The sequence below is a fragment of the Brevundimonas sp. ALps5 genome (genome assembly GCF_058681645.1).
The window spans coordinates 295570-317364 of the sequence record NZ_CM178744.1; the positions used below are offsets into that span (position 1 = coordinate 295570).

Consider the following 21795-nt stretch of genomic DNA (forward strand, 5'->3'; position numbering starts at 1 on the left):
CTCCGACGTCAGCACCCGCTCTGGATTCATGACCGTCCGTCTCCTCGTCATCGCCGCAGTGCTCTGGGCCCTGACCGCCCTCGCGACGCCGGCGCATGCCCAGATCGCGGTCAGCTACAGCCCGGCGGGCTCCCCGGCGCTGGGCCGGATCGTGCGGGACAGCGGCGCCTCGACCTTCACCATCAGCACCAGCGGGACGGTCACCCGCACCTCGGGCTCGGCCATCCGCCTGTCCAGCGCCTCGGTGACGCCACCGACGATCACCATCTCCTGCGGCTTCCTGAATCTCGACAACTTCTGCGCCCTGCGTCAGGTGCGTGTGACGGTCCAGGCGGTGTCGAACAGCAATGCCCAGATCACCCACTTCTACATCGGCAGTCTGGCCGGCAACCTGCTCTGGGCCGGGACGGCGCCGTCGTCGGGGCCCAGCATGACCTTCGACCTGAAGCCGCTTGGCCTGCTCGGCACAGGCACCTTCACCCTGGGCATGGACGTCTGGATCTCGGGCGGCCTGACCAGCGGGTCCTACACCTTCGACTACATCGTCACCGCCTCCTTCATCTGACGACTACAGCGGCCAGAACAGCAGGATCAGTGGCGGTCCGGCCAGCAGGACCAGCAGGCTCAGCGGCGCGCCCAGCCTCGGATAGTCGGAGAATTTGTAGCCCCCCGGCCCCATGACCAGGGTGTTGCACTGGTGCCCGATGGGGGTCAGGAAGTCGCACGCCGCCCCGACCGCCACCGCCATCAGGAAGGGATCGGGATTGAAGCCCAGCTGCTTGGCCAGGGTCGCGCCGATGGGGGCCACGATCAGCACGGTGGCCGCGTTGTTCAGGAAAGGCGTTACGGCCATCGAGGCCAGCATCACCCCTCCGACCGCGATCACACCCGGCATGCCGCCGAAGACATCACGCAGAAGCCCCGCGATCAGGTCCGAGCCGCCGGTGTTCTGGATGGCGTCCGAGACCGGGATCAGGGCGGCGATCAGGACCAGCAGCGGCCCATCCAGCGCCGCATAGGCCTCGCGCATCTTGAGACCGCCCAGGGCCACGATCACCACCGCCGCCCCGAAGAAGGCGATGGCCACCGGCACGACGCCGAAGCCGACCAGGGTCATGGCGATGGCCAGAACCACCGCCGGCAGGAAGCGTTTGCGCACGCTGCCCAGCCGCACCTCGCGCTCGGCCAGGGGCAGCAGGTCCAGCGCCTTCAGGGCCGTCGGCAAGCTCTGTTCGGCGCCCTGCAGCAGGACGATGTCGCCGGGCTGCAACTTGGCCGTCCGCAAATGCTGGGTCAGTTCATAGCCGCTGCGCGACACGCCCAGCAGGTTGATGCCGTGCTGGCCGTAGAGGTCCGACTGGCGCACCGACTGGCCCTGCAGCAGGGAGTTGCGGCCGACCACCGCCTCGACCACGGCGATCTCCTCACTGGCCTTCTCCATGACGATGGGATGGTTCTCGCGCACCAGCCTCAACTTCGACCGGCCGAGGAATTCCTCCAGCGCCTGCTGCTCGCCTTCGACCAGAAGGACGTCGCCGGGGCGGATGACGGTGTTGCCGCGCGGGCGGGGCCGGCGCTTGCCGTCGCGGATCAGGGCCATGATCCGCACATCCCCCTCCCCGCAGTCGCCCAAGGCCTTGATCGACATCGACCCCGGCGCCCAGTCCTCGGGCGCGCGCACCTCGGTGGCGTAGGCGTTGGCGGCCAGCGCCGCGTTCAGCGTCGCGGCCCCCTGCCGGTTCTTCGGCAGCAACCGGTAGCCAAAGGCGAGGAAGACCAGGGCGATGGCCGTCAGCCCCAGACCGACCGGGGCATAGTCGAACATGGCGAAGGGGCGGCCCAGGATTTCGTGACGCACCTCGGCGACGATGATGTTGGGCGCCGTGCCCACCAGGGTCACCATCCCGCCCGCCATGGCGCCGAAGGCCATGGGCATCAGCAGCCGCGACGGGGCCGATCCGGTTTTCCTCGCCACCTGCAACGCGACCGGCATCATGATGGCGAGGGCGCCGACATTCTTGGTCGCCATGGACAGCAGGGTCACCGCGCCCGTCAGGACCGGAACCTGACTGCGCTCGGTCTTCAGATGCGGCAGGACACGCCGCATGGCCAGTTCGATGATCCCTGACCGGGCGAAGGCCGCCGAGACGATCAGGGCGCAGGCGATGATGACGGTGACGTCGTTCTTGAACCCGTCGAAGGCCGCGTCCGCCGGGATGATCCCGACCGCCAGCCCCGCGACCAGGGCGACCACCGCCACCAGATCATAACGGAACCGCCCCCAGACGAAGGCCCCGATGGTCAGGGCGATCAGTCCGAACGCCAGCCCCTGTTGAAGTGTCACGCGGTCTCAATCCTCGAAGTCTCAGGCCCTCAACCCGTGGGAAGCTTGGGTGTTCCGTATCGGGCCTGACGAAGCGCCGTCCCGGGGTTTTGACCCATTGAGTTCCGACCGGCCTCGTTGAGTCTGCGACTGGAACCGCCACGCTCACCGGACGCTGATCGCCCATGGCCCTGAAAGACATCGCCAAGCTGAACGACACCGAACTGGTCAACTTCAGCGGATCCAGCCTGACCCTGGGCGGGGTGACCGCCGGGGTGGTCATCATCGTGGTCTCTGTCCTCCTGTCGCGGATCATAGGACGGAGCCTGCGCCATCTGCGCGAGCGGTCGCCGCAGAAGTCGACCGGCGCCCTGTATCTGCTGGAGAAGCTATCCAGCTACGGCCTGATCTTCATCGGCGTGGTCACGGGCCTGACGGCGGCGGGGATCAATCTGTCGTCGCTCGCGGTCTTCGCCGGAGCCATCGGCATCGGCGTGGGCCTGGGCCTTCAGGGGGTGGTCAAGGAGTTCGTCTCGGGCCTGTTCCTGATCTTCGACCGGATGGTCTCGGTCGGCGACTATGTCGAGCTGGACGGCGGGGTGCGGGGCGCGATCACCGAGATCGGGCCACGCGCGACCCGCATCCGCACCAATGACAACGTCAACATCATCGTCCCCAACTCCAGCCTGATCCAGGACCGGGTCACCAACTGGACGCTGAAGGGCGACACCCGCCGCATCCACATCCCGTTCAGCGTCGCCAGCGGCACCGATCGCGGCCTGGTCCGCGAGGCGGTGCTGGAGGCCGCCCGCGCCAGCCCCTTCACCCTGCCCGAGACCGAGAGCCGCAAGAGCCAGGTCTGGCTGACCGGCTTCGGCATGGACGGTCTGCAATTCGAGCTTCTGGTCTGGCCGACCCAGTCGGCGGTCAAGCGCCCGGCCGGGATGCAAGCCGCCTACACCTGGCTCATCGCCGACGCCCTCGACGCCGCCGGCATCAAGATCCCCGTGCCCCAGACCGACATCCGCCTTCGCAGCGTGTTCGAAAAGGAGGGAGACGAGGCAAGAGAAGCGCTGGGCTGGACCAAGGCCGAACCGAAACGCACGAGCGGCAGCAAAACCGCTGCCGCTGCGCAGCCGACCGAGCCGCCGGCCCGCCCGAAAGCCCAGGCCCCGAACGACGCCGCGGAAGAGCTGCTCAGCCCCGAGACCGATCCTACCGACACAGACACCGACAGGGAGCGTCTGTCAGATCCCGATCTGGACGGGACGTCGGACCCGACCCGCGCCCGTTAGGTCCCCGAGGTATCGATCCGCGCCACCACCGACATGCCGGGGGCCAGGCGCGTCGCGATCTCCTGGTTCGGATCGATGGCGATCCGCACCGGCACCCGCTGTGCCACCTTGGTGTAGTTGCCGGTAGCGTTGTCGGGCTTGATCACGCTGAACTCCGAACCGGTCGCCGGGGAGATGCGCTCCACATGGCCGCGCAGCTTGGCGCCGCCCAGAGAGTCGACCGTCATCTCGACCGGCTGGCCGATGCGGATGTTCTTGAGCTGGGTCTCCTTCATGTTCGCATTGACCCAGATGAGGTTGGGCACCAGCGAGGTCAGCTGGGTGCTGCCAGCGACCACCGACTGACCGAGCCGGACCGAGACCTCGCCCAGACGGCCCTCGGCCGGGGCGACGATGCGGGTGTTGTCGAGGTTGATCTGGGCCAGACGCACCTGGGCGCGCGCGGCCTCGACCGCCGCTTCCAGCGAGCCTCTGGAGACCACCGCCGAGGAAACGCCCGTCTGGGCCACGCCCTGCAGGGCATTGGCCTCGGCGACGGCGGCCTGGGCGGCGCGCAGCGAGGCCTGGGTGGTGTCGATCTGCGCCTGGGCGACCCAGCCGCCCTCGAACAGCTTGCGGGCCCGGGTCGCATTGGCCTGGGCCTGAACCAGCGCCGCCTGGGCCGAAGCGATCGACGCGTTCCGCTGGGCCACCGTCCCTTGGGCGGAGGCCTGGGTGTTGGACGAGTTGGCCAGCGCGGCCTCGGCGGCGTGCAGGTTGGCGGTCGCCTGATCCAGCTGCTGGCGATAGATGCGGTCGTCGACCGTAGCCAGCAGTTCGCCCTGTTTGACCACCTGATAGTCCTGGACATGGACCGAGGTGACATAGCCGGACACCTGCGGGCTGATGATCGTCACCTGCCCCCGCACGAAGGCGTTGTCGGTGTGCTGGATGGCGCCCGAGAAGGGCGGCAGCTTCCAGGCGTAGAGCACCAGACTGATCCCGACGATGGCGACCAGACCGAGGATCACGCCGAACAGGGCGCGTTTTGCAGGGATCGCGGCGGGGGCCGGAGCGGGGGGAGCGGAAGGGGCGGTCGTATCGGTCATGGCGGGTCTCGGGGGCGATCTCAGTGGGCGGAGGCGGCCGCTTCGGCGGCCTCGCGGGCGGCGGCGCGGTGCGCCTTGATCTTCGGGCGGAAGTGCACAAACGTCGTCCACAGGCAGCCGGCGGCCGCCGCGATGGCGATCAGCAGGAAGACGTCGTTGTAGGCCAGCACATGGGCCTGGGTGGTGATCTGCTGGGTCAGCAGGCTGACCCCGTCGCCGGAGCGCAGGATCTGGTCGTTCTGGACCCGGGCGTAGGCCCCGCCGAGCTGCTGCAGGCGCAGCACCGTGGCCGGGTCGCCCATGTTGACGCTCTCGGCGATCTGGCTGGAGTGGAATTTCTCGCGGATCGTCTCGATGGAGCCGACCAACGCCGTGCCCGCAAGGCTGCCGACGTTCTGGATCACCGAGAAGGTCACGATAAAGCTGACCAGATTCTGCGGCGCCTTGGTCAGCACCTGGGTGATGCCGATCATCAGGGCCGGGCCGATGAACAGGGCCGAAGCGAAGGCCAAAAGCGCCTGACTGAAATAGAGGTTCACAGGCCGGGTCAGGCTGGTCCCATGACTGTCGATGAAGGCGCCGGCCGCGATCAGGGCGAGCGCGATGGCGATGGGCTTGTAGAGCTTGGCCATGTTCAGGGTCAGGGCGCTGGTCGCGGTGCCTGCGATCATGGCGATCAGGACAACCCAGAACAGGCTCCTCATCTGCTCCATGCCCAGACCCATCTGCTGCAGGAAGCCGACCGAGCCCGAGGTCTGTTCCGACAGGACGACGCGCAGCAGCAGGATGGCCAGGATCAGCCGGATCAGGTCGGCCCCGCCGAGGAAGCGCAGATCGATCAGCGGCCGCTTGCGATAGAATTCGATGATCATGGCCGTGGCCAGAAGCAGGATGGAGCCGATCAGGGCCCAGCCGATCCAGCTCGCCTCGGTCCACCAGACATAGCGGCCCAGACCCAGCACCGCGCTCAGCAGGGCGATGCCCGGGGCGAACAGGGCGAAGGTCAGGAAGTCGAGCGGCTGATAGGCGTCGATGCGCTGCGACGGCGGCAGGCGCAGGGCGAAGACCCCGGCCAGCGACAGCAGGGCCAAGCCCAGCTGGGAGATGTTCAGCCCCTCCCAGTCACCGATGTCGAGCAGATGGGTCGAGACGATCCGGGCGATGGGCACGGCGAAGCTGGACAGGCCGATGCCGACGATCAGCCCCTTCAGCCGGTGCGCCGCCGGGAAGGCCTGGATGATGTAAAGGAAGCCCAAGGTCGACATGCCCGCGCCGCAGATGCCCGCGACGGCCCGTGTGACCAGCTCCGACTCGAAACTCGAGACGAAGACGTTGGCGATGGAGACGGGCACGAAGATGCCAAGGATGATCCGGGTGAAGGGCTGAAGCCCGTACTGCTGGCGGAACTTGACGAGGATCAGGTTCATGCAGGCGTTGGTCATGATGAAGACCACGGGCAGCCAGGCCGCCTCGGTCGTCGTCACCCCGAGGTGGCCCGCCAGGCTCTGGATATTGGCCGTGACCACCGCGTTGCCGAGGTTGCCGGTAATGGCCACCAGCAAGCCCACCGCGCCATAGGCCAGACGCAGGCGCCAGTGGTGATCGGGCGTCGCGGGAGAACCGATCAGGGTCGGCTTCTCGTGCGGTTGAAGAGTCTTTTCGTACTCTTCCCAGGGCAGGTCGTGCGGGCGGGTGCTCATGACCGAATCCGAAGTCCGTCCAGCAGCAACGCACGAATGCGCCGGGCGAACATATCACGCTCTTCCGGCGTCGGGCGGCTGGCGCCGGCGCCGAGGATCATGGCGATGGCGCGGATGTCGCTGGGGCCCAGATCGGGGCGGACCAGACCGGCGGCCTTGGCCCGTTCCAGCGCCCCCTCCCCGGCCTCTACCAGCTTGGTGCGGATTGGCTTGAGGGCGCCCGAGGACTGGGCCTCACGCAGGGCGGCGTCGAGGCCGGCGTTCTTGCCCAGCACCTCGGCCAGCTGGTCCACGAACCAGAAAAAGGCCTCGGGATCGTCGCCGCGTTCGCGGGTACGCCGGGCCAGATCCTCCAGTTGGTCCTCGAAGACGGCGAGGGCCAGGGCCGTGCGGTCGGCGAAGTTGCGATAGAGGGTCGCCCGGCCGACGCCGGCCTTCTCGGCGATGACGTCCAGCGGGACGTTATAGCCCTGATCGGCGAAGGCCTCGGCGGCGGCGGCCAGCAGGGCGTCGCGTCTTTCGACCGCATCTTTTCGAGGGGCTCGGGCCATGAGCGGCTAAGTGGACACTCATGTCCGCTTTGGCAAGCCCATCAGACAGGTCAGCGGTGAATTTTCTTTCGCAGATGCGAAACCGTGCACAACCTATGGCGTCAAAGTCGCCAGACCTCGGACTTCTGACCCGACTCACCCAGGGTCCCGGCCACCCAGCCGCAGATTTCGGCGGCGGCCTCGTCAGTCCCCACGGGCGGATTGACCACCACCATCGTGCAGCCGTTCATCTTCATCGGATTGGTCAGGGGCCGCAGCCGAACTTCGGCGACCACCGTCGGATGGGCGCTCCCCAGCCGGCGCAGGAAGCCGTCGAAGGTCTCCAGATCCTTGAGCGGGGTCCAGATGGCGACCGTCGCCTCGCGCCGCGCCTTGAGCAGGGCCAGGGTCGTGTCGGCGGCGCGCAGATAATCGTCGGGCCGTTCGAACGGCGGGTCGATCAGGATCAGGTCGGCGGGGCCCGCCTTGGCCTCGGCCAGCACCGCCTCATAGCCGTCGCCGGAACGGCCCGAGGCGTTGGGATGGCCGCGCAGGGCCTCGACCAGCAGGGCGGCCACGTCGTCGTTCAGATCGAAACCGCCGTACCGGTCGCCGGGCCTCAGATGGCGCGCGATCAGCAGGGGCGAGCCCGGATAGAAGCGCACCCCGCCCTGCGGGTTCACCGCCCTGACCTCCGCCGCCAGGGCCGCGATCAGGGGCGGCAGACCTTTCGCCTGCATCAGCCGCGCAACGCCCGCCTCGGCCTCGCGCGACCGCACCGCGTCGCCGGACAGATCATAGAGGCCGGCGCCCGAATGGGTGTCGAGGACGGTGACCGTGTCCCGCCCGGCCTGCCGCGCCTTCAGCAGCCAGAGGACAAGCGCGTGCTTGACCAGATCGGCGAAGTTTCCGGCGTGAAAGCTGTGGCGATAATTCATGCCCGGTCGTCCCCCTTTGCCCCTCACAGGTCAAGCCGGACCGCACGCCCGCCGACACAGGAACCGGCGAACCGCGTGAAACGTTCGCCGCCCATGCCCGACGGATCAACCCGCTTCATTGCCGCTCATGAACTTCCGCAGGAGGTTCCGAAGGGCCTTACCTACTGCAGCGACGAGAATCCGGGCCTGAGCCGTAGCCGCAGCGGGACCGGCTTTTCCTATCACGATGAGCAGGGCGTCCTGATCCGCGACCGGGCGGTGATCGCCCGCATCAAACACCTGGCCATTCCGCCCGCCTGGACCGACGTCTGGATCTGCCCGCGCGCTACCGGCCATATCCAGGCGACCGGCCGTGACGCCCGGGCGCGCAAGCAGTACCGCTATCACCCCGACTGGAGCACGGCCCGGTCCGAGACCAAGTTCGATCGCCTGCCCGCCTTCGCCCGCGCCCTGCCGAAGCTGCACCGGCGGATCGAAGCCGATCTGGCCAGGCGCGGCCCGGTTCGCGACAAGGTGCTGGCGACCGCCGTGCGCCTGCTGGAGATCACCCTGATCCGCGTCGGCAACGCCCAGTATGCCAGGCAGAACCGCTCCTATGGCCTGACCACCTTGAACAAGCGCCATCTGGAGGTCGACGGCGCCGCCCTGACTTTCGAGTTCCGGGGCAAGAGCGGGGTGGATCACAGGGTCAGCGTCCGTGACCGGCGCCTTTCCACCGTCGTCCGGTCCCTGCGCGAACTGCCGGGCCAGCATCTGTTCAAATACCGAAGCGCCGACGGCGACCTGTGTCCGATCACCTCCGACGACGTGAACGCCTATATCCGCGAGGCCATGGGGGACGGCTTTTCGGCCAAGGATTTCCGCACCTGGGCCGGCACGGTGTCGGCCGCGCGGGCCCTGCGCGACATGGATCCGCCCACCTCCCCCACCGAGGCGAAGCGCCGGATCAATCTCTGTGTGAAGGCGGTCTCTGGGCTGCTGGGCAATACACCGACTGTCTGCCGCGCCTCATATGTCCACCCGGCGGTGCTGGAGCGCTACGCCGACGGCGAGCTCCGCAGCGTTCTGCCCGGCTCCGCCACAGCCGGCTTTGAGAAGGCCTTGGTCAAGGTTTTGACCCAAGCATGACGAAAAGCTGAGTTGAGCGCACGGCGTTACGCAGATAACGACGACCCACCATTCCGAAGGGGGAAATCGTCATGCGCCTGTCCAACGCCTTCCTGCGTCTTGCCGTCGTCTTCATCGTGATCGGGGTCAGCCTCGGCTACTATATGGGCTCGACCCAGAACTTCACCGCCGCGCCCGTGCACGCCCACATCAACCTGCTGGGCTGGGTTTCGATGTTCCTGTACGGGCTGTTCTATCGCACCAATCCGCAGGCGGCCGAGGGCTGGCTGCCGAAGATCCATTTCTGGGTCGCCCTGCTCGGCTTCCTGATCTTCATGCCGGCCCTGCTGATCGAGGTGCTGCAGTACCAGCCCGCCATCGGCCTGGCTCACATCGGTCTGATCGTCGGCCCGACGCTGGCCCTGATCGGCATGGTCCTGTTCGCGGTGATCGTCTTCCGCGCCACGGCCACGCCCAAGACCGCCGTCGCCTGACGGCGTTCGGCTGGGAGAGATGCTCCCAACTCGCTTTAGAAAATCCCCTTTTGCGAGATAGGGATTAACGGTCACGGTTCCCGGGCGCCGCAAGGAGGATTGCCCGTGCCCGTGACCACACCCCGCCATTCCCGTCGACGACACCGTGACCTGATCTGCCTGGCGGCGCTGGCGACCTGCGTCGCCGGGCCCACATTTGCCCAAACCGCCGATGGCGACGAGGCCGGGGGCGGCGCCGCGCCCGCGAGCCAGACCCGCCCCGTCGTGGACCCGTCCTACGCCACGGTCGGCGACATCGTCGTTACGGCCCGGCGCCGCGATGAACGGGCCCAGGACGTGCCGATCGCCCTGACGGTGATCAACGAAGAACTGCTCAACCGCACCGGCGCCTACAATGTCGCCCAGGTCACCCAGCTGGCCCCCAGCGTCCAGCTGCTTAGCCCCAACGCCCGCAACACGGCCATCACCATCCGGGGTCTGGGCGCCAGCTATGGTCTGGCCAACGACGGCCTCGAACAGGGCGTCGGCATCTATATCGATCAGGTCTATTACAGCCGCCCGGCGACGGCGACGCTCGACTTCGTCGACATCGACCGGATCGAGATCCTGCGCGGGCCACAGGGCACCCTGTTCGGCAAGAACACCACCGCCGGGGCCCTGAATATCACCACCCGCGCCCCCAGCTTCACGCCCGAGGCGCAAGGGGAGCTGTCGATCGGCGACTACAACTTCGTTCAGGCCAAGGCGACGGTCTCCGGGCCGCTGATCGCCGACACCCTGGCGGGCCGTCTGTCCTTCGTCTCGACCCAGCGTGACGGCACGCTCGACAACGCCACCGTCGGCCATGCCCAGAACGCCCAGAAATCGATCAGCCTGCACGGCGCCCTGCTGTACCAGCCGACCGAGAAGCTGCAGGTCCGCCTGTACGGCGACTATTCCGACCAGACGCCAGATTGCTGCACCCAGCTCTATGTCCGCGTCGGCCAGACGCTGAAGGCCGCCGATGTCCAGTTCGCGGCGCTGGCCGCCGGTCGGGGCTATGCCCCCGCCAGCACCAACCCCTACGACCGCACCGCCGACGTCGATGGGAAGATCCAGGCCGACCAGATCCAGCGCGGCTTCTCGGCCATTGTCGACTACGACTTCGGCTGGGCCACCCTGACCTCGGTCTCGGCCTGGAGAGCCTGGGACTGGCGTCCGGCCAACGACCGCGACTACACCGCGCTCGACATCACCCGCCAGTCGGCCAATCCGTCGGATCAGGACCAGGGGAGCCAGGAACTGCGCCTGTCCTCCAACGGCAAGAACCGCATCGACTGGACCGCCGGCCTCTATGCCTTCCACCAGGCGGTCGAGACCCACGGGATCACCGAATACGGCAGCGACGCCACCTACTGGCTGACCGCCCATGACGCCGCCTATCTGGCGGCGACGGCGACGGACCCGCATGCCCTCGACTCCCTGCTGGCGGGCTATACCGTCTTCAACGACAGCCGGATCGAGACGGACTCCCTCGCCGCCTTCGCCCAGCTGACCTGGAACATCACCGACCGCCTGCATCTGACGCCGGGCCTGCGCTACACCCATGAGGAGAAGGACGGGGCCTATGTCTCGACCACCACCGGCGGGCTGGCGACGACCAATACGGCGCTGCTGAACCGCCGCCTCGGCGTGGCGCGGCCCCAGGCCTATTCAGCCAGCATCTCGGACGGCGACCTGTCGGGCCAGGTGGCCCTGTCCTACGACTTCAGCGACAACATCCTCGCCTACGGCTCCTGGGCGCGGGGCTACAAGTCGGGCGGGATCAATATGGCGGGCATCCCGAACCTGCCGTCGGGCGCCCCGTCCCTGACCAATGCGACGGTGAAGCCCGAGGTCGTCACGACGTATGAGCTGGGCCTCAAGACCCAGCTGTTCGACAAGCGGCTGACCGCCAACCTCGCGGCCTATCGCACGGACGTCGAGGACTATCAGGCCAATGTCGTCGACACCGGCCCGGGCGCCCTGCGCGGCTATCTGGCCAATGCGAAGAAGGTCGAGATCCAGGGGATCGAGCTGGACGCCTTCGCCCGGCCGACGCCCTGGCTGGACGCCTATGCCAACCTGGCCTGGACCGATGCGAAATACGCCGACTTCACCAACGGCCCCTGCCCGCTGGAGCGGATCGGATCGACCACCGTGGCCTGCGACCTGTCGGGCAAGGACCTGCCGGGCGTCTCGCCCTGGGCGGCCTCGGTCGGCGGCGAACTGCACCGTGACGTCAACGGTCTGGGCTATTCCGGCGAGGCCTATTTCGGGGCCGACGCCAACTATCGCTCGACCTACAACGCTGACGCCTCGGTTTCGCAGTACACGGAGATCGACGGCTATACGGTGCTCAACCTGCGCGCCGGCTTCCGCGCGGACAACGGCTGGGAGGCCTTCGTCTGGGTCCGGAACGCGCTCGACGAGGACTATCTGCAGCTACTGACGGTCCAGGCCGGCAACTCGGGTCTGGTGCTGGGCACGCCCGGCGATCCCCGGACCTTCGGCCTTACGCTGCGGGCGAAATACTGAGGTCAGGCGTGTCTGGCCCAGACGTTTGGGCGAGGTCCGCGAGCGTACGCCGTTCCAGGACCTCGGCCAGGGCGTCGCGGCCTTCCAGCAGGACGAAACGGATGCCGCAGGCCTCGACGTCCACGCAGTTCTCGCAGGCCTCGAACCGGGTGCGCGAGGCGCAGGGCGTCAGGGCCAGCGGCCCGTCCATGACGCGGATGATGTCGGCGACCGAAATCTCCGCCGCCGGCCGCGCCAGGGCATAGCCGCCCAGCCGACCGCGCGAGCTGACCAGCAGCCCCTCGCGTTTGAGCCGCAGCATCACGGCTTCCAGATACTTCCGGGGAGCGGAGATGGCCTCGGCGACCTCCCCGATGGCCGCGGGCGTCGGATGGCGTTCGGCGAGCGTCATCATCGCCCGCATCGCATAGCGGGCCGTGTCAGACAGCATTGCGCCGTCCTGCGATCACGCCGCGTCCTGCCAGTTCAATACGACCTTGCCCGACTGACCCGACTTCATCGCCTCGAAGCCGTCGCGGTAGTGCGAATAGCCCATGCGGTGGGTGATCAGGGGCTCCAGATCCAGACCCGCCTTGAGCAGGCCCAGCATCTTGCGCCAGGTCGTGAACATCTCGCGGCCGTAGACGCCCTTGATGGTCAGGGCCTTCAGGATGATCGTGCCCCAATCGGTTTCCATCGGCTTGGACGGAATGCCCAGCATGGCCATGCCGCCGCCCATGATCAGGGTGTCGACGCATTGCTTGAAGGCGATGGGCGAGCCGGACATTTCCAGCGCCACGTCGAAGCCGACCTTGAGGCCCAGCTCCTTCATGACGTCGCGCAGGTCCTCGCGCGAGGTGTTCACGGTGCGCACGCCCGGAGCCACCTTGTTGCCGAGGTCGAGGCGGTAGTCGTTGATGTCGGTCAGGACCACGGTGCGGGCGCCGGCATGGCGCGCGACGGCGGCGGCCATGATGCCGATCGGACCCGCTCCGGTGACCAGGACGTCCTCGCCCAACAGGTCGAACTGCTGCGCGGTGTGCACGGCGTTGCCGAACGGATCGAGCATCGAAGCGATCTCATCGGACACGTCGTCGGGCAGTTCGATGACGTTGAAGGCCGGGGCCACCACGAATTCGGCGAAGGCGCCCTGACGGTTCACGCCGATGCCGCGGGTGTGGGGGTCGAGGTGGAAGTGGCCGGCGCGGGCCGCTTCGGAGTTCAGGTCGATGACATGGCCCTCGGCCGAGACGCGCTGGCCGATCTTCAGCGGACGGTTCACATCCTTGCCGATGGCGACGATCTCGCCGGAGAATTCGTGGCCCGTGATCATCGGGGTCGGAACGTTCTTCTGGGACCACTCGTCCCAGTTCCAGATGTGGATGTCCGTGCCGCAGACGGCGGTGCGGTGCACCCGGATCAGCACGTCCTCGGGGCCCGCGACCGGAACGGGGGCGTCGATCAACTCCAGGCCGATCTCCGGCTTCATCTTGGCCAGGGCCTTCATCGTATCGGTCATCAGATCACTCCCAACTCTTTACCGGCCTGTTTGAAGGCCTCGACCGTCCGGTCGATGTGTTCGAACGTATGCGCCGCCGACATCTGGGTCCGGATGCGGGCCGCGCCGCGCGGCACCACGGGGAACGAGAAGCCGATGACATAGACGCCCAGCTCCAGCATCCGCGCGGCCAGGGTCTGGGCCAGCTTGGCGTCGCCCAGCATGACCGGGATGATCGGGTGCTCACCGGGCAGCAGGTCGAAACCGGCGTCGGTCATGGCCATGCGGTAGCGGTGGGCATTGGCGCTGAGGCGGGTGCGCAGGGCGTCGCCCTCGCTGCCTTGGGCGATGCGGATCGCCTCCATCGAGGCGCCGCACACCGCCGGGGCCAGGGCGTTGGAGAAGAGATAGGGCCGGGCGCGCTGCTTGAGCAGCTGGACCACCGGGGCGCTGGCGCAGATGAAGCCGCCCATGGCGCCGCCCAGGGCCTTGCCGAAGGTGCCGGACAGGAAGTCGATCTTGACCCCGTGGTGGGCGAAGGAGCCGCGCCCCTGCGGACCGAGGAAGCCCGTGGCGTGACAGTCGTCGACCATGATCAGGGCGTCGTACTTGTCGGCAAGAACGCGGATCTCATCGAGCTTGGCGATATAGCCGTCCATCGAGAAGGCGCCGTCGGTGGCGATCACGATGTTGCGGGCGCCGGCCTCGCGGGCTTCCTTCAGCCGGCTCTCCAACTCGTCCATGTCGGAGTTGGCGAAGCGGTAGCGTTTGGCCTTGCACAGCCGCACGCCGTCGATGATCGAGGCGTGGTTCAGGCTGTCGGAGACGATGGCGTCCTCCTCGCCGAACAGGGGCTCGAACAGGCCGCCGTTGGCGTCGAAGGCGGCGGCGAACAGGATGGCGTCCTCGAAGCCGAGGTAGCCGGCGATGGCCGCCTCCAGCTCTTTATGGATGTCCTGGGTGCCGCAGATGAAGCGCACCGAGGCGGTTCCCGCGCCGCGTCTGTCGGCGGCCGCCTTGGCCGCGTCAACGATACGCTGGTCGCCGGCGAGGCCCAGGTAGTTGTTGGCGCAGAAATTCAGCACCTGACGCCCGCCGACCTCGATGACCGGCCCCTGTCGGGAGGCGATGATCCGCTCGGGCTTGGTCAGCCCCTGGGCGTCGATGTCGGCCAGTTCGGCGGCGATACGGGCGTGGAAGTCAGCGGTCATGGGTCCCCGGAGTACGGCTGGGAAGAGGCCCGCCGGTTACGCCGAATTCCTCGCCATGACCAGCCGCGCGCCGATCAGGTCGTCGCCGCAGCCGGCGCCACATCCTCCAGCGTCGGCCGGATGGGGCTGACGTCGATGCGACCGCCGCAGGGGGTGAAGGCCTGGGCGAAGGTGATGAAGTTGCTGTCGCCCGGCGCCACGAAGCGCACGGTGGCGGCACTGGGGCAGACCCTCTCGCCCGCGCCCTCATTGGGCACCACCGTCCAGGCGATATCGAAATAGCCCTTGGCCTGGGGCGCCAGATTGACCGGGCGCGGGGCCATGCCGCCGCTCAGATAGCTGCCCGGATGCTGATCGACCTTGATCGCCGTCAGACTGCGGCCGCGCCCGTCCAGCAGGGTCACGGTCGGATAGCCGGTCAGGCTGCAGGCCTGGGTCCCGATGTTCTGAACGCCCAGCGTCGCCAGACGGTGGCCCATCCCGGCGTCGCCGCCGTCGGCCGACAGCTTCAGCTGGTTCGACTTGCACGGCAGGGCCGCGGGCAGGACGCCGCCGGGCGCCGGGGTCGGCAGCGGCGTCGGGCCGACCGGGGTGTCGACGCCCGAGGCGGGGCGGCTGCACCGCTCCAGAATGGCGACGCCGACGTCCTGATTGGGGCCGAGGCGGCTGAGGGTCGCGGTCTCCTGACCGTCGCGGGTCGCCGTCCACCACTCGACGCCGGAGCCGGCATAGCGGGCGCCGCTGGCCGCCTGGACGGTGCGCAGGGTGTAGGTCTGGCCGTTGTAGCCGATCTGGGCCGTCGAGGTGTCCGGGTACTGGACCACCACCGTCTTGCCGCTCTCGCAGGCGTATCCGATCGGCGGGGCGGGCGGCGTCTGGACCGGCGTCGGCGCCGGAGCCTGCGGCTGGGCCGGAGGCGCCGCGGCCTCGCGGGAGCAACCCGCCATCAGGGCGGCGACGGCGACGAGAGCAGTGGCGGTCTTGGCGGCGCGTTGGGTCATGACGGTCCTCGGTTCGGCGAGGTTAACGTCGTTCTCCCTCAAAGGCTCCGCTTATTGACGCCACGAGACTGGGCAGCATCGGCGCCGATATGGGCCACGCCCTGGCCGGCGGCGATCTCCACCTGCCGGTGCCGTTCGGCATAGGCGCGACGCTGGTCCTCGGTCCGATCCTGATGACAGGCCTCGCAGGACACGCCCTCGACATAGAGGGGCGAAAGCCGACCCTCGGGGCTGACCGGCATCCGGCAGCCCCGGCAAAGGCTGTGGGTCCCCTGTTCCAGCCCGTGACCGACCGCGACCCGCTCGTCGAAGACGAAGCATTCGCCGCGCCACAGGCTCTCGGCCTCGGGGATGTCCTCCAGATAGCGCAGGATGCCGCCCTCCAGATGGTGGACGTCCTCGATGCCCTCGGCCTTGAGGAAGGCCGTCGCCTTCTCGCAGCGGATGCCGCCGGTGCAGTACATGGCGACCTTGGGCGGAGTCGGACCGTCGAACAGCGCCCTGCCCTCGCCCCGGACCCAGTCGGGGAAGTCGCGGAAGCTGCGGGTGTTGGGCTGGATCGCCCCCTCGAAGGCGCCGACCGCGACCTCATAGTCGTTGCGGGTGTCGATCACGATCGTCGCCGGATCAGCGATCAGGGCGTTCCAGTCCTGCGCCGACACATAGGTCCCGGCGTCGCTCACGGGATCGATGTCCGGCTCGCCCATGGTCACGATCTCGGCCTTGATCCGCACCTTCAGTCGATGGAAGGGCGCCCCGGTCGCGGTCGAATACTTGAGCTCCAGCCGGTCGAAGCCCGGCAGGGCATGGATGGCGGCGATGACCCCGGCGACGCCCGCCTCGGAGCCCGCGATGGTCCCGTTCAGCCCCTCATGCGCCACCAGCAGGGTGCCGCGCACGCCGTTGGCCGCACAAACCGCCTCCAGCCGATCGCGCACGGCCTCGCGGTCCGCGATCCGGGCGAAACGGTAGAGGGCGGCGACCTGAAAGGGGGCGGGTTCGGAACGCATCGCGGGCTTATAGTCCGCACCCGCCGCCTGTGCCAAAACATCGCAGCGACTCTGTTCCCCCGTAGAGATTCCCGATGACCGTTCGTCCGATGCGCGCCCTGCTCCCCCTGCTGTCCGGAGCGCTCATCGCGGGCTCCGCCGCAGCCCAGACGCCCGCCGCCTCATCGAACCCCTACGACCCGCTGAAGACCTTCGCGCCCCTGACCCTGCCTGATCCGGCCGGAACGATCCGCACCGGCGCCGGCACGCCCGGCCCGGCCTTCTGGCAGAACCGCGTCGACTATTCGATCGAGGCCCGGCTGGATCCGACGGCGAAGACGCTCGGCGGCCAGGAAGTCGTGACCTATACGAACAACAGCCCGGATGCGCTCGACATCCTCTGGTTCCAGATGGACCAGAACCTCTACCGCACCGACAGCCGCGCCAGCGGCTTCTCCGCTCGCCGCCGCGCCGGATCGACCGACGGCTATGTCGTCGAGGCGGTCGAGGTGAAGTCGGGCCGCAACTGGGTCGCGGTTCCGCACCTGATCGACGATACCCGGATGCGGGTCACCCTGCCCGCCCCTCTGGCCCCGTCCGGCGGCAAGGTCGAGGTGCGGGTGCGCTACCACTACACCGTCCCGTCCGACGACTTCGGCGGCCGCACCGGCTGGCTGACAACGCCGAACGGCGACATCTTCAGCATCGCCCAGTGGTATCCGCGGCTTCAGGTCTATGACGACCTGCGCGGCTGGGACACGCTGCCGTACCTGGCCAATGAGTTCTATCTGGAATACGGTGCCTTCGACTACGCGATCACCGTCCCGGACGACATGATCGTCGCGGGCTCGGGCGCCCTGACCAACCCGGCCGAAGTCCTGACCGCCGACCAGCGCGCCCGTCTGGCCCAGGCGCAATCCAGCCCCACGACCGTCGTCATCCGCACCCCGGAAGAGGTCGCCACCGCGACTGCGCCGACGGGCGACAAGACCTGGCGCTTCCACATGGATCACACGCGAGACGTGGCCTTCTCGGCCTCGCGCGCCTTCGTCTGGGACGCCGCTCGCATCGACCTGCCCGGCGGCAAGACCGCGCTGGCCCAGTCCGTCTATCCGGTCGAGAGCGTCGGTCAGGACAAGTGGAGCCGCTCGACCGAATACCTGAAGCACGCGGTGGAGACCTTCTCCGGCTGGTATCCCTACCCCTGGCCCAATGCGATCAACGTCGCCGGTCCGGCCTCGGGCATGGAATATCCGGGCATCGTCTTCGACGGCATCGACGACGCCGGAAAGACCCTGTTCTGGATCACCGCGCACGAGATCGGACACAGCTGGTTCCCGATGATCGTCGGCTTCGACGAGCGCCGCCACGCCTGGATGGACGAGGGCTTCAACACCTTCATCGACGTCTATGAATCCGACGCCTTCCAGAACGGCGTCTACGGGCCCAAGCGCGATGGCGAATATGCGCCCAGGGACGGGACGCCCGCCGACCAGATGGCCGTTATCATGGACGATCAGGCCGCGCCCGCGATCATGACCCGCGCCGACGCCATTCAGGAAAAGTATCGCCACCCGATCACCTACTTCAAATCGGCGTTCGGCCTGACCCTGCTGCGCGAGGATATCCTGGGCCCGGACCGGTTCGACCCGGCCTTCCGCAAATTCATCGCCGACTGGGCCTACAAGCACCCGCAACCAAGCGACTTCTTCCGCGCCATGGAGAGCGCGGGCGGCGAGGATCTGTCGTGGTTCTGGAACGGCTGGTACCTGAACAACTGGCGCAACGACCTGGCCGTGACCTCGGTGGCCTATGCCGGCGGCGACAAGGCCAAGGGCGTCGACGTCACCCTCGAGAACCGCGACCAGCTGGTCCTGCCGGCGACCCTGCGCGTGGCCTGGGCCGACGGGACCCACGCCGATCTGCGCGTGCCGGTCGAGACCTGGATGCAGCGTGGCTCGCACATCTTCCACTTCGACGGCACGGCTGAGGTGACCTCGGCGACGGTCGATCCCGATCACCGCCTGCCCGACCGCGACCGGTCGAACAATGAGGGCAAGCCTGCCGCCTAGCGGCCAGCGATCGGCAGGGTGACCTCAAAGGTCGCCCCGGGGCCGTTCGGTTTCAGCCGGATCGAGGCCCGGCTGGCGGCCAGCAGGGAGACGGCGATGGACAGGCCCAGCCCCGCCCCGCCCTCGCTGCGCTTGGAGGTGAAGAAGGGCTCGAAGACCCGGTCGGCGTCGCCCGGCGGCACGCCCGGCCCGTCGTCGGCGACCGTCAGGATCAGGTTGCGATCCTCGCTGCGAGCCATGATGGCGACCCGCGTCGCCCCCGCCTGACGGCTGTTTTCCAGCAGGGTCGAGACCACCATCTCCAGCGTCGCCGGCGGCACGGCGACCGGCGGCGGATCGTTCAGATTGACGGCGATCTCCAGCTCCCCGGCCCGCGCGTCGACGGCCTTGGACACCGCCGGGACCACATCGACCGCCAGATTGGCGTCCGGCCGCGCCATGTCGGCCCGGGCCAGATCCAGCAGCCGCGTCACCAGCCCCGCCAGCCGACGCGCATCGGCGGCGATATTGTCGAGGAAGCGTTTGCGCTGCCCCTTTTCCATGGTCTCCCCATGGTCCTGCAACAGCTCGACCGCCCCCTGTATCCCCGCCAGCGGCGTCTTGAACTCGTGACTGACGGCGGCGGCGAAGTCCCTCAGATAGCGGGAGCGCCGGTCCACCGCCTCGGCCATCAGGCTGAAGTCCTCGTACAGGGTGCGGATCTCGACCGCCGAGGTCGCGGGCGCGGGCGGCAGGGTTCCGCCGCCCGTCGTGACCTCCCGCGCCGCCTCGCTGAGCTTCTCGATCGGCCGGGCAATGCCGCGCGCGACCAGCACCGCCAGCACCGCGATGACGCTGAGGGTGCCGAGGATGCCCAGGGCGATCTTGATCCGGTCCTGATAGACGCCCTTGAACAGGGCACGCGGCGAGCGCGAGGTCAGGATCACGCCCCTCACCTTCCCGTCCACCACGATGGGCCGGGCGTGGTGGATTCTCAGTCCCGAGGCCCGGCTGAGCCACTCCATCGAATAGCGCGGATGATAGTCGGCGTTCCGGCGCAGCACCGTGTACGGCCGCCCCGCCAGGGCGGACCGCACCTCCGGCAGATCGGCCCAGCTTCCGCCCCTCGCATAGCCGTCGACGACCACGCCCCGTCCGTCCAGCAGGATGATCGAGGCCAGGGTCGTCCGCGCCGTCTCCTCGGCGATGGGCCTGAGCCGGAGGTTCAGTTCGACCGCCTCAGGATCCGGCGGCGGCGCCGGCCGCGCCTCCGGACGGGCGGGGAGAACGGGGGTCGAGCCCAGGTCGATGGTCGCCCCCTCGGGCTGGTACCAGCCGGGCTGTCGCCTCTCCTCCGGCGTCGTCACGCGCGGAATCGCCCCGGGCCACAGGGCCTCCGCCGTCGCCGAAAGCGCCGCCGTCTGGGCGATCAGCTCCGACTCCGTCTGGCGCACCAGGGTGTTCTCGTAGACCCGCAGGAAGACGCCCACGAGCCCCGGCAGGATGGCCGCGAACATCAGCACCGACAGCAGGATGGTGCGCAACCTCAGCGCCGGCCAGTGCGCGCGCAGCCACTGAAGCAGGCGATGGATCACGCCGCCCCGCCCGTACACGGCCCGATCTGATAACCGATGCCGGCCCGCGTCTCGATCACGTCGGAGCCACCCACCGCCTCGAACTTGGCGCGCAGGTTGCGGACATGGCTGTCGATGGTCCGGTCGGTCATGGCGAAGCCCGGCCCGTGCACCCGGTCGATGATGGCGTCGCGGCTGAAGACCATGCGCGGCGCCTCGGCCAGCACCCTGAGGATGGCGAACTCGGTCACCGTCAGCGGCACCTCGGCGCCGTTCCACCCGGCACGCCAGCCCTCGCCGTCCAGCGTCAGCCGCCCGTGGGCCACGGCGTTGGTCGGCAACGGCGGCGGCGTCCGCGACACCCGGCGCAGGATAGCCGCGACCCGGGCCACCACCTCGCGCGGACTGAAGGGCTTGGTCACATAGTCGTCGGCGCCCAGTTCGATGCCCAGAATGCGGTCGATCTCCTCATCCCGCGAGGACAGGAACAGCACCGGCAGATCGCCCCCGGCCCGGATGCGCCGACAGGTCTCGATCCCGTCCATGCGCGGCATGTTGATGTCCAGGATGACCAGATCCGACCGGTGCGCCTGGAGATCGACCAGGGCCGCCTCCCCGTCGGCGGCCTGGCGCGTGGCCAGACCCGCCTTCTGCAGGGCGAAGACCAGAAGGTCGCGGATGTGGGGGTCGTCATCGACCACCAGGACGGTACGCTGCATGATCCCCATGTTCAGTGTCCTGCGTTCGAGGTCAACGGGGCGGGCGTCGCAGTGGTGACGGGCGGTCCCTGATCGGCCGCCGAGGGCGGCGTATCGGTAATGGGCGGCGGCGTCAGCTTCACCGGCAAGCCGTCGCAGGCGCGCGGCGACGGCCCCAGATCCGGCTTCTCCATCCCGACCAGCGACTGCGCCCTCGCCAGGCGCCGGGCGTCGCGCCAGGTCCAGCCGGGCGAGCGCGAGGGCATGGAGCCCCCAGAGCAGCAGGCTCGGCCGATCGATCATGGCGACCGCCAACACCGCCGCCGCGCCCATGGCCACGACCGCCCTCGCGTCCCGGAAAAGCCCCGGTCGCGCCACCCCCAGCCCTGCCAGCCAGATCAGGGCAAAGGCCCCGACCGTCGTTCCGGGCCTGTGAGCAAAGAAGAACCGGTCCGCCAGAACGATCAGCGCCAGCGCGACCGCGGTCTTCACGGCGAGGCCGGCGCGCCATGACCGGCCGCCTCCGGAGGAGCGAAGGGGAAGGCGTTCGGACGTCATGAGGGATCTCCGTGCTGGAGAGTCCACAGTGCGCCCGAGCGTTCAGGCGTTGGTGGCGACGCCCGGGAGATCGAGAGGAGGAGCCATGCAGAAGCGGTGCAGCTTCCTGCGCAAGACGTCGGTCGCCGGACAGCAAAAACCCGCCGGGTCGGAGACCAGGCGGGCGTTTTGAAGTTTGGGTGCGGGAGCAGGATTTGGTCGGGAC

The 21795-nt window shown here is 68.4% G+C and carries 18 protein-coding genes; 6 read left to right on the plus strand and 12 right to left on the minus strand.

The annotated features are described in order from the left end of the window. Positions 1 to 28: 28 nt before the first annotated feature. Positions 29 to 565: a hypothetical protein gene (locus tag ACW172_RS01220; RefSeq protein WP_492033382.1), complete on the plus strand. Its 537-nt coding sequence runs from the start codon at positions 29 to 31 to the stop codon at positions 563 to 565. 3 nt (positions 566 to 568) lie between these two features. Here the strand turns inward: ACW172_RS01220 and ACW172_RS01225 are convergent, their stop codons facing one another. After that, positions 569 to 2344 (minus strand): SLC13 family permease, encoded by a 1776-nt coding sequence (locus tag ACW172_RS01225; protein WP_492033383.1) that lies wholly within the window; start codon positions 2342 to 2344, stop codon positions 569 to 571. 164 nt (positions 2345 to 2508) lie between these two features. Between ACW172_RS01225 and ACW172_RS01230 the strand changes: the two genes are divergently transcribed. Continuing rightward, positions 2509 to 3618, plus strand: coding sequence for a mechanosensitive ion channel family protein (locus ACW172_RS01230; protein ID WP_492033384.1), 1110 nt, complete (start codon positions 2509 to 2511; stop codon positions 3616 to 3618). On the opposite strand, the gene ACW172_RS01235 is transcribed toward ACW172_RS01230, so the two are convergent. The 4 genes from ACW172_RS01235 to rlmJ form a co-directional block, all read right to left on the minus strand. Continuing rightward, the gene (locus ACW172_RS01235; RefSeq protein ID WP_492033385.1) at positions 3615 to 4706 is read right to left on the minus strand and encodes an HlyD family secretion protein; all 1092 of its coding nucleotides are present in this window, start codon (positions 4704 to 4706) and stop codon (positions 3615 to 3617) included. The genes ACW172_RS01230 and ACW172_RS01235 overlap by 4 nt on opposite strands. A gap of 20 nt (positions 4707 to 4726) precedes the next feature. After that, positions 4727 to 6406 (minus strand): MFS transporter, encoded by a 1680-nt coding sequence (locus ACW172_RS01240; RefSeq protein WP_492033386.1) that lies wholly within the window; start codon positions 6404 to 6406, stop codon positions 4727 to 4729. Continuing rightward, complete coding sequence (locus ACW172_RS01245) at positions 6403 to 6957, minus strand: TetR/AcrR family transcriptional regulator (protein WP_492033387.1); 555 nt, start codon at positions 6955 to 6957, stop codon at positions 6403 to 6405. Before ACW172_RS01245 ends, ACW172_RS01240 begins: the two co-directional genes overlap by 4 nt. Positions 6958 to 7058: 101 nt before the next feature. After that, positions 7059 to 7874 (minus strand): 23S rRNA (adenine(2030)-N(6))-methyltransferase RlmJ, encoded by an 816-nt coding sequence (gene rlmJ, locus ACW172_RS01250; RefSeq protein ID WP_492033388.1) that lies wholly within the window; start codon positions 7872 to 7874, stop codon positions 7059 to 7061. A gap of 93 nt (positions 7875 to 7967) precedes the next feature. Between rlmJ and ACW172_RS01255 the strand changes: the two genes are divergently transcribed. The 3 genes from ACW172_RS01255 to ACW172_RS01265 all read left to right on the plus strand — a co-directional run bounded on the left by ACW172_RS01255 (position 7968) and on the right by ACW172_RS01265 (position 12031). After that, positions 7968 to 9002, plus strand: a complete 1035-nt coding sequence (locus tag ACW172_RS01255; RefSeq protein ID WP_492033389.1) for a DNA topoisomerase IB — start codon at positions 7968 to 7970, stop codon at positions 9000 to 9002. A gap of 71 nt (positions 9003 to 9073) precedes the next feature. Then, positions 9074 to 9475, plus strand: a complete 402-nt coding sequence (locus ACW172_RS01260; protein WP_492033390.1) for a hypothetical protein — start codon at positions 9074 to 9076, stop codon at positions 9473 to 9475. 105 nt (positions 9476 to 9580) lie between these two features. After that, positions 9581 to 12031: a TonB-dependent receptor gene (locus tag ACW172_RS01265; RefSeq protein WP_492033391.1), complete on the plus strand. Its 2451-nt coding sequence runs from the start codon at positions 9581 to 9583 to the stop codon at positions 12029 to 12031. Here the strand turns inward: ACW172_RS01265 and ACW172_RS01270 are convergent. From ACW172_RS01270 to trhO, 5 genes are all read right to left on the minus strand, one after another. Next, entirely contained in the window at positions 12009 to 12461 is a 453-nt protein-coding gene (locus tag ACW172_RS01270) for an RrF2 family transcriptional regulator (protein WP_492033392.1), read from the minus strand. The two genes, ACW172_RS01265 and ACW172_RS01270, sit on opposite strands and share 23 nt — an antisense overlap. Positions 12462 to 12476: 15 nt before the next feature. Further along, on the minus strand, positions 12477 to 13529 hold the full coding sequence (gene tdh / locus ACW172_RS01275; RefSeq protein ID WP_492033393.1) for an L-threonine 3-dehydrogenase: 1053 nt from the start codon (positions 13527 to 13529) through the stop codon (positions 12477 to 12479). Continuing rightward, positions 13529 to 14719 carry a glycine C-acetyltransferase gene (locus ACW172_RS01280; RefSeq protein ID WP_492033394.1) on the minus strand — a complete coding sequence of 397 codons (1191 nt, stop codon included), beginning with the start codon at positions 14717 to 14719 and terminating at the stop codon, positions 13529 to 13531. Before ACW172_RS01280 ends, tdh begins: the two co-directional genes overlap by 1 nt. Before the next feature lie 74 nt (positions 14720 to 14793). Further along, positions 14794 to 15720 (minus strand): DUF4232 domain-containing protein, encoded by a 927-nt coding sequence (locus ACW172_RS01285; protein WP_492033395.1) that lies wholly within the window; start codon positions 15718 to 15720, stop codon positions 14794 to 14796. Between the two features lie 38 nt (positions 15721 to 15758). After that, entirely contained in the window at positions 15759 to 16730 is a 972-nt protein-coding gene (gene trhO / locus ACW172_RS01290; RefSeq protein WP_492033396.1) for an oxygen-dependent tRNA uridine(34) hydroxylase TrhO, read from the minus strand. A 74-nt stretch (positions 16731 to 16804) separates the two neighbouring features. On the opposite strand from trhO, the gene ACW172_RS01295 reads away from it, so the two are divergent. After that, the gene (locus tag ACW172_RS01295; protein WP_492033397.1) at positions 16805 to 18781 is read left to right on the plus strand and encodes a M1 family metallopeptidase; all 1977 of its coding nucleotides are present in this window, start codon (positions 16805 to 16807) and stop codon (positions 18779 to 18781) included. Here ACW172_RS01295 and ACW172_RS01300 read toward each other — a convergent pair. Further along, positions 18778 to 20355, minus strand: coding sequence for a sensor histidine kinase (locus ACW172_RS01300; protein ID WP_492033398.1), 1578 nt, complete (start codon positions 20353 to 20355; stop codon positions 18778 to 18780). The two genes, ACW172_RS01295 and ACW172_RS01300, sit on opposite strands and share 4 nt — an antisense overlap. Continuing rightward, on the minus strand, positions 20352 to 21590 hold the full coding sequence (locus ACW172_RS01305) for a response regulator (protein ID WP_492033399.1): 1239 nt from the start codon (positions 21588 to 21590) through the stop codon (positions 20352 to 20354). Before ACW172_RS01305 ends, ACW172_RS01300 begins: the two co-directional genes overlap by 4 nt. Positions 21591 to 21795: the final 205 nt, after the last annotated feature.